The organism is Mucilaginibacter sp. P4_E8, from assembly GCF_056401495.1.
In genome coordinates, this window is record NZ_JBFUJG010000171.1 from 1 (window position 1) to 9,195 (window position 9,195).

General features: G+C 41.6%; 6 protein-coding genes. All 6 read left to right on the forward strand.

The window, feature by feature from the left end; all coding sequences use genetic code 11:
• Window positions 1–2,529 (forward strand): hypothetical protein (locus tag AC1DRQ_RS27495; protein WP_477428703.1); only part of this gene is annotated, 2,529 nt, incomplete at its 5' end.
• Between the two features lie 29 nt (window positions 2,530–2,558).
• Complete coding sequence (locus tag AC1DRQ_RS27500) at window positions 2,559–4,196, forward strand: contractile injection system tape measure protein (RefSeq protein ID WP_477428705.1); 1,638 nt, start codon at window positions 2,559–2,561, stop codon at window positions 4,194–4,196.
• Between the two features lie 11 nt (window positions 4,197–4,207).
• Window positions 4,208–4,786 (forward strand): hypothetical protein, encoded by a 579-nt coding sequence (locus AC1DRQ_RS27505; protein WP_477428707.1) that lies wholly within the window; start codon window positions 4,208–4,210, stop codon window positions 4,784–4,786.
• Window positions 4,787–4,797: 11 nt separating this feature from the next.
• Window positions 4,798–6,702, forward strand: coding sequence for an eCIS core domain-containing protein (locus AC1DRQ_RS27510; protein ID WP_477428709.1), 1,905 nt, complete (start codon window positions 4,798–4,800; stop codon window positions 6,700–6,702).
• A gap of 21 nt (window positions 6,703–6,723) precedes the next feature.
• Window positions 6,724–7,956: an eCIS core domain-containing protein gene (locus AC1DRQ_RS27515; protein WP_477428711.1), complete on the forward strand. Its 1,233-nt coding sequence runs from the start codon at window positions 6,724–6,726 to the stop codon at window positions 7,954–7,956.
• 52 nt (window positions 7,957–8,008) lie between these two features.
• Window positions 8,009–9,195: eCIS core domain-containing protein (locus AC1DRQ_RS27520; protein ID WP_477428713.1), on the forward strand; the 1,187-nt coding region annotated here is incomplete at its 3' end.

Genomic DNA, 9,195 nt, shown 5'->3' on the forward strand with positions numbered 1-9,195 from the left:
GTTTTAAAAGTAAGCTCAAACCCGTTCATCACACTGACCGACGATCTGAAGAAATACCGCGCGCTGATCCTGAAACAGAGCCCGGTACTCATTGAGTATTTTTATGATTTTATTGATGACCTGATCAAAGCCTATTATGAGTTTTTAATAAAAGTATCAAACATCATTTCAACTTGTTGCCCCGATGAAAACCTGTTCCCCCTCCATTTAATTCTGGGCGATGCTTCGCTGGCTACCAATGCTTATGTAAGGGATAGCAATCGCAACTATTTTATTTACTCTCCTTTGTTTTCAAAAATGGGTACCGAATCGGCCGAGGTGATACTGTTGTTTAAACGTATGATGCTATTGGTGAGTAATTTCATAGCTCAAAGTAAAGGGATCTTAAGCCAAACAGCCATAAGGATTACCCCGAGCCAGTACGAGTTTTCACCACTTTCTGAAAGGGCCATCCCATATTATTATACAGTAAACAAAGCAGGCAATGAATTATATAAATCATGGAGCCATTATAAAACCAGCCATGGCTATGCTGATTTTAATTTAAGTTATAATGCCAGTCTGTATAACACTAATATCGCTGTAGTAAAGCCCCTTTTGTATGATATTGAACCCTATAATTTCTTCAGGGTTGAAGGGCATATCGGGCAAAACCATCAAACCGTTTTATCCAACATTCTTAGCCAGCGTTTAAATTATAACCTGCCTTTTGATGTGGTAGCTATTTCTGCTGAACAGTTAAGCGGCACGGCAACGCTGCCTAACTGTAACATTCGGGATCTGGAAACAGATTATGACCTTATAGTTAGCGAAGCAATGTGTAAGATACATGTTACCTTTTGCTTTATTTCAAAAATGCCTTATACGCCAGCCAGAACACCTACAACCCCACCGCCACCCGGAGTTATATCAACGGCGCCTGCGGCAGATGCTATAAAATTCTCGGATTTTAAATTACAGGCCGCCTTTGGGGTTGAACCGTTAATGTTACTGAGCAAAGCTTATAAAAAAGGCGATTTTTTACGCAAATATTGTCCGGCCCAGCCCAATACTATCGGTAGCGGATATTTAAGCTCATTAAGTAACACAGGTGTGTTCACCAACCCGGTAACTATAAATTCAAATGATCCGCTTACTGCTATTTATTATTACTTTTTCCAGTTTATTGATACGGTTGAGGAACTGATGTATACTTTAAATACTAATACTATTTCTGGTATTGATATGGATAAGTTTGAAGTGCTATATCAAAATTATATACGGTACACCACTTTGGCCATTAATTCATTAATAGCCCTCACGGTAAAAAACACAGGTAATGCAAATAGTACAGCGATAACATTCATTGAAGATTATCAACTTGATCTTTTAGTTGAAGAGTTTGGAGTACTAACCAACATCTGTATTGATGAACGCTTACAGGTATTAAAGAATGAATACACCAACAGGCTTACTCAATACCTGCAGCAGCTTACCTTTTTAAATTATTACAAAAACCATCCCGGGCTTGAACACAAAGCAGGTGTACCAAAAGGAGGTACATTGGTACTGGTTTATAAAAATATACCTGCAACCGCCCCGGGGCGTACATTTAATGATGCTGGTGCAGTTATAACAGATACACCAATTGCCAGGGCTGCAGATGTAGCGAGTGAAAAAAGAAGAATGATGGCTGCCGCCCCTGCAGAAAAGGCCCGCGTTTCTACAGCAGCAGATCTGGATGAAAATACCATTAACAGATTTAAAAAGATCCTCACTGATAGTAAGGATGTGTCTGAATCAGAAAAACAGAGCCTTATAAACGCTTTAGTAGGACGGGCCGCGGCAACCTCCAAATATCAGGTAGCCAATGGCGCTGTTATTGCAGATTTTTATATTCCATATCTGTGCTGTTCGGATTGTCCGCCGGTAGCCTATATTATGTCTGAGAAAGAGCCACCTCCGCCAGTGCAGAAAAAACCTACTATTACCATGGAATCAACCTTTTGTGATAATAATGCAAATCCCGAACCAATTAAAGTATCTGAACCCAACGGCACTTKTAATACGGTACCAGGGCTTGATGGTAAAAACCTAACCTTTACTCCGGCAACCGCGGGGAAGGGCAAATACTCCATAATTTATACTGTAAATGGTGTTAGTTCTGATCCGTTTGAAGTTACCGTACTTCCTACTCCTGGTAACGAGTTTACATTTGATTCGGGCATTACTGATAATGTTATAATGGCAAAATTTATTCCAAAAGATCAGGATGCCAGCTTTACTTATAAATGGAATTTTGATCCGGACTGGATAGTACAGGATATATCACCAGTGGGCATTGCTGCCGTAACCATAAAATTTGACCCAAGAGCCGGTGAAAAGGAAGTTAAGGTAACACTAATGGTATCAAATGGAAATTGCCACCAATCAGAGGAGAATGTTAAAATTCTGCATATTTCTGCTAATGGTTTATTTGAACCCAATATAGATCCGGTTAAAAGCGCAGGAAGAGTCGAAAAGCTTGTTAGTAGAAAGAAGAAAAAATAAACTGTTTAATAGTCTATAAATAATTTCAGATGTCGAGGCATATTATTCATAAGCAAAAGGTCACGTTGAACCTTCCCAAAAAGGAGGAGGCGTTTGCTTTTCAAAATCGCGTGAGCGCGTTGATGCAAAATGAATTACCCGGCAATATGGAGGCTGTTTTTGATGAGCTGTTCCCGTCTGACGATGTTATACGTATTGATACTTTGAAGCTCGATTTGGGGTACATAAATCCGCAAAACTTTGAACAGGAATTTAAAGACCATTTTATTCAAGAGTTGCGCAAAAATCTATCATCAAAAAAAGATAAGTTAAATGATGCAAATAGTGAAGAGGTATTAAGCGGTGTACAGTCGTTGGTAAAATCCTTTATTTACTTTCTCGAGCATGGTCATTTGCCCTGGTATAGTTCTGTAAAAAGAATAACCGATTGGGAAAATGAAATTTTGGAAAGTTTTTCCGGAAATAAAAATCAATATCTCTTTAACTGGTTACGCGATAATTATAAAGCCAAACCAGTTGTGTTACAAAGGCTTATTTTGCAGTTTACAGATAGCTTTTTAGAAAAGTTACTATTAACCATTGCTCCCGAAACAGATGAAGGATGGGGGCTTATTTACGATGATCTTAGTGTTGTAATTAGCAATTGCCTAAAGAAACGTCCCTCCGTTCGTGATGAAGTATGGAAGTACATTTTCCATGCTTTATTAAACGATCCTATTTTATGGAACAATACTGCTTTATCAGGTGCAGAAGATATGGAATTGGTTTTTAGGGCACTAAAATTACTGGCTGACCATTTCAATATATCCGAGAATGATATTACAGCATCCAAAGAAACTGAGATAAATAAGCAGCTTAAAACAAACATAGTTAAAAGTGCTTTTAAGGAGCTTAAACTTTTCATGACAGCACAGGAAAGGCCAGGGCAGGATAGGGTTGAAGGTAAGGTTAAAGGTAATTACACTGTAGAGGATCAGAAAAACACGGAGATAAACAAGCTCGATAGAGACGGGAATGGATTGTCAAAGCAAGAAGAAGCCGATCAGGCTCATAAGTTTAATCAAAATGGCAATAAACCGAACCAGGCTAATCAAAACTACACTAATGAAAAAGGTGATAAAACCTCTCATCCCTCATTAAAAAATAATAAGCATACCAGTACCGTCCATGAATTATATATAAAAAGCTGCGGAATAGTAATACTGCATTATTTCCTGGCTCCCTTTTTTACAGGCCTAAAATTATTGGCTGATGGCAAATTTATTGATGACACAGCACACCAACGGGCTGTATTACTACTTCATTATTTAGCAACAGGCAATGTTGAAGTTGCTGAATTTGACCTGATACTTCAGAAAATTTTATGCGGCTACCCCCTGGATGAAACCTTACCGGCCTCCATAGTATTAAGCAAGAAAGAAAAAATGGAATCGAAGAAGTTATTGGAGGCTATCATAGATCATTGGGCACCCTTAAAAAATACCTCAGTTGATGGTTTGCGCAATACATTTTTTGAACGCGATGGGAAATTAACAACAAAGGAAAATGGCTGGTTACTAACGGTTGAACAAAGAACGGTTGATGTGCTGTTAGGTAAACTTCCATGGGGCTTTTCAACCATTCGCCTGCCGTGGATGGAACAAATATTAAACGTAGACTGGTATTAAAAAAGATGGGAATGTTTACAAATGAATTCATAAAAAACGGCACAAGTGCCGTACATGCCGTTGATGACGGCAAACAGGCCCCTTTTTTTAAACCTGCTATTCAGCGGCAGGAGGAGGCAACGCCGCAACAGTTAAATAAACCCTGGTCAAAAGAATTGCTTACTATTATTGTTTATGATGATGATTATAAAGGTAATTGCTTTGGCAGCGCTACACCCGGTGAAAGTTCAGGGTTAAGTACTTGTATGAAATGGCCATCGTGCCGGAGCTTTAATATCCCCTTAAGGGTTGAGTTTTTTGTTGACAGGATTAGCTCGCCTCATGCACAACCTTTTCAGCCAGGGCCTGTAAGTATTGATATTACGTTTACACCAACTGGTAAGCCCGCAAATGTATTATACCATTCAACCGATACTAAGCCTGTATATAATGGGCCTAATCTGATACTTGAACCATCATTTGGTAAAGTTTTTCCTGTTAATATTGATACTGATGGACAATTAAATGTTACAGCAACCTTGCATGATGCAGACTCCGGGGTGGATGTAATATATCGTGATTCGGCCCGGTTTGTTATTTTATGTTCTTAAAAGTAAAGCTTATGGAAATGACTTCGCTTATACCCGGTAATCATCAGAACGAAAAAAGAGGAGCGCTTTGTCAACCTAACAATAGGACATCTTTTTTTAAACCCCTTATACAGCCTAAACTTACGGTTAATGAACCTGGTGACCGTTATGAGCAGGAGGCCGATTCCATGGCCGACCGCGTTATGCGTATGATTATGCCATCAATGGCCGGGGCGGCATTTTTTCAACCAAACCCTTTAACTGTTCAGCGTAAATGCCAGCATTGTGAAGAAGAAGAAAAATTGCATCGCAAGGAAAACTCAGCTAATGAAGTTCAGAGAAGTAATGAACTCGATAGCTATGTTGGATCATTAGGTTCATCGGGGCAGGCCCTGCCCGAAAGCAGCCGTCAGTTTTTTGAACCACGTTTTAATCAGGATTTTTCAAATGTACGCGTCCATACCGATTCTGTGGCCGCTAAATCGGCACAATCCATAAATGCCCTGGCTTATACCACAGGCAATAATATTGTTTTTAACAGCGGGCAATACTCGCCCGAAAGTGACAGCGGCAAAAGGTTAATGGCTCATGAGCTTACCCATGTGGTACAACAGGGGAGTGGTGTGGCTACCAAAAGGATCCAGCGTGCCGGAAACCCCGCTGCAATACCCCCAATGGCATGTGATGTTGCCAATACAAGCCCATCGCCAAGTGTGTTAAGTTCTTCATTTCAAACATCTTCATCAACATTGACACCAGCGCAGAGAACTGATATAGCTAATTTTGTTGCAAGCTGGAGTGCCAGCGGAGGTACTGATGTCTTACGTGTAGATGGTTATTCAAGTACGCCTGGTACCGACGAATTGAATTGGCAACTATCATGTTCAAGGGCGTTATCAGTAGCAAACGAGCTTCGTAATAACGGTGTTCCTGATGGCTTAATTACCATATTTGCACATGGCGAAACCAATGAATTTGGTTCGCAATTAAATAACCAGGTAGCTAATATCAGTATGTCGGGAACACCAGCGCCAACACCAGTTCCTGCACCAGCACCTGCTCCGGTTCCTGCACCAGCTCCAGCGCCTGCACCAGCTCCGGCACCGGCACCTGCTCCGGCTCCAGCGCCGGCCACAGCTGCTGTGTTTTCTGAAGATCCTGCTCAACAATTTGCCGGATATGATGATTCTGTCGCGCCCAATTGGTTAGTTGTTCCTGTTACCGAACGCCGCATAGCAAGAGTTACCGTAACTCCTGCAGGTTCTGTTCCAACTTTTGTAAGTGATACACCTGGCGTGGCAACGGTAACTGCCATTGCCACAGGTATATCGGTTAATGGAATTAGTGCAGGTGTAGCTAATATTACAGCAATGGCAGGAGCTACTGTACTTGCTACATTGCGTATATCGGTTAAAAGCCAGCTTAATAGAAGTGTTGCATTCCATTATGTTTGTGATTCTGCCGCAGCGGCAGCCGGCGGCCCTCATTGTTCTGACCATACCCCTGCTGCCAATGTTATGCAGGCTTTGCTCAACAATGTTTGGCAACTTCAATCAAACGTAATGTTTACCGGTGGTGCAAGTAATGATGTTGTAGCTCCCGGCGATCTTGGTGCCCAGGTAGATAGCAATGGCAGTGGTGGTGGTGAAATGGCTACTGTTACTGCTTTAGGCTCGGGTGTAAATTATAACGTATTTCGTGTTGGAGATCTGACATCCCCGGTTTGCGGTGGGGATCATCGTTGCAGCGGAGGAATAACCAATGGAGGTAATACATTGATTGCTGATGCTCCTTGCGCGGATGGGCTGGGACTTCCACATGAAGCAGGGCATTTTCTGGGACTTGGGCATGGCAGTGGGTTTATCATGTCCCCTTGTTTAACACCAAGGCCCAGCAGACGTGTTAGTAAAGCAATGACAGATATTGTAAACCCTTAATCATCAATTTACTTTTTTTAGATGAAAAATTCACTCCCTGCATATCATCCTCCTGAAACAAACCCTTTAATAAATAAGGCGAATGATTTTTTTTTCCAACCCAAACTGTCCATAAATCAACCCAACGATATTTATGAACAGGAGGCTGATCACATGGCCGACCGGGTTATGCGCCTGAGTGAACCTACGCTGAATGACAACACTTTTTTTAAGCCATCCTTAACAACTGTTCAGCGCAAATGTCAGCATTGTGAGGAAGAAGAAAAATTGCATCGTAAGGAAAGTTCGGCTGGAGAAGTACAGGGAGGTAAAGAGCTCGATAGTTACGTTGGATCATTAGGTTCATCAGGGCAGGCCCTGCCCCAAAGTAGCCGAAGCTTTTTTGAGCCGCGTTTTGGTCAGGATTTTTCAAGTGTACGTATTCATACTGATTCTGTAGCTGCGAAATCTGCACAATCCATCAATGCCCTGGCTTATACTACCGGTAACAATATTGTATTTAACAGCGGCCAGTACTCGCCCGATAGTGAAAGCGGTAAAAAATTGATGGCACATGAGCTAACTCATGTGGTACAGCAATCTGCAACAAATTTATCTAATGTTCAAAGAATAACTTGTCCCGAAGGCGCGACAGCACCTGCTACGGTTGCACCGGGAGTAAGAAATGATATTGATACAAGAGCTCAAAACATAATAGACAGGGCCGCTGATGCCACCGTGCCCATAGCAACCAGAGCTACCCGTGCAGTAAGTGATATCGTTTGTGCTTACTATCCGCAGGATTCAGGCAAGGTTAGAAATATAACCTATGTTAGTGCTGAAGCGGGGCTTCATACCCAATCCGTAGGTTCAGGAGCCGCAACTCAGGGTGATATTGATGTGGGTGATTATTTTGTAAATAATATCAGTCAAACATCAATTGCGAGGAGAGTGCTACAAACAGGGCATGAGCTTGATCATATAGGTCAATATAGAACAGGGCTTGCAGGCAGGCCACATCAGGATGAAAGGGAGTTCCTTGCTTTTTACCACAATGCCATAGCAGATGAGTTTGCAGGAACCAGGCGCATGGCCGATAGTATGCGTAAAACTATTATTGATCAGGCATTAGGTTATTATTACTGCCTTAATCAAACATTACAACAAACACACCAAACAAAGCAACAGGAACTATTAACAAAGCGACAAACTGTTAATGGTACAAGAGGTAATGCGCCAACAAACCCTCCAACAACCTGTGCAAGGCAGCATTAAATTAAACTAAATAACATATGGGGGATTATCCCCAGGCCAAATTAAGTATATAATGAGTTTTTTCAATTCAAAAATTAATAAGCATACTGCAGTGCAGAGCAGCGGGCATAAGCCATTTTTTCAGACAAAACTCACCATTAACCAGCCCAATGATATTTACGAGCAGGAGGCTGATACTATGGCCGACCGGGTTATGCGCATGACTGATCCTACAATGAATGGTAATGCTTTTTTTAAGCCATCCTTAACAACTGTTCAGCGTAAATGCCAGCATTGTGGGGAAGAAGAAAAACTGCACCGCAAAGAAAGCTCTGGCGCTGAAGTACAGGGAAGTAACGAACTGGATAGCTATGTAGGATCTTTAGGCTCATCAGGGCAGGCTTTGCCTGAAAGTAGCCGCCAGTTTTATGAACCTCGTTTTGGTCAGGATTTTTCAAAGGTACGTATCCATACCGACTCGGTGGCTGCAAAATCTGCGCAATCCATTAATGCACTGGCTTACACAACAGGGAATAATATTGTTTTTAACAGCGGCCAGTATTCGCCTGAGAGCGAAAGCGGAAAGAAATTAATGGCCCATGAGTTGACACATGTAGTACAGCAAAAGGGATCAAATGACTTACTTAATAAGGCTGATAATCCTTCTTTAAGCAAGAGTTCAACATCATTATTAATGAGATCAGTTCCAGACGGTGTTGATGCAGCTGCTGATACGGCATGGATATTAGAAATTCGCCGTCAATCGGCTTTCCGTATGTCGTTGTCATATACAAAGTATCGGGCGGCTATATCAACGATACAAGAGGAAATGGATAAAAAGCAAGCCCAACCAACTTTACTTGAACAGCTTATATCCCTCGCAATTGGATCTTTAGCCCCTGGAATTGCAGGTGCTTTTTTACCCCGGATAAGAGACGGGTTAAAAGGCGTAGCCAGTACGGTAATAGGTGCAGTACTTAAAGGGAAAGATGAAGCAGCAATAAATGCCTATATAAAAGCTGAAGCATTGGCAGATAAATATATTGATCTGGATGGTAAAACAGCAAAAGATGGATATCTTGCTCTTCTTGATAATGCCAGGAAGCATGCCACAACCCTGGCACCAGGTACCGGAAAATCATTGCCGGCAAAACAGTTACTAATACAATTTTCTGAAGCATATTCACAGGAACTGGATCAGATAAATGCCAAAATAGGTCAATCTGAAGAGCGTGCTGCACTAATGGGTGTGTATGCTGC

What these genes read in the sequence shown, in the direction of transcription:
- AC1DRQ_RS27500 (WP_477428705.1), top strand. Translation starts at nt 2,559, where the DNA reads ATGTCGAGGCATATTATTCATAAGCAAAAGGTCACGTTGAACCTTCCC.
- AC1DRQ_RS27505 (WP_477428707.1), top strand. Translation starts at nt 4,208, where the DNA reads ATGTTTACAAATGAATTCATAAAAAACGGCACAAGTGCCGTACATGCC.
- AC1DRQ_RS27510 (WP_477428709.1), top strand. Translation starts at nt 4,798, where the DNA reads ATGGAAATGACTTCGCTTATACCCGGTAATCATCAGAACGAAAAAAGA.
- AC1DRQ_RS27515 (WP_477428711.1), top strand. Translation starts at nt 6,724, where the DNA reads ATGAAAAATTCACTCCCTGCATATCATCCTCCTGAAACAAACCCTTTA.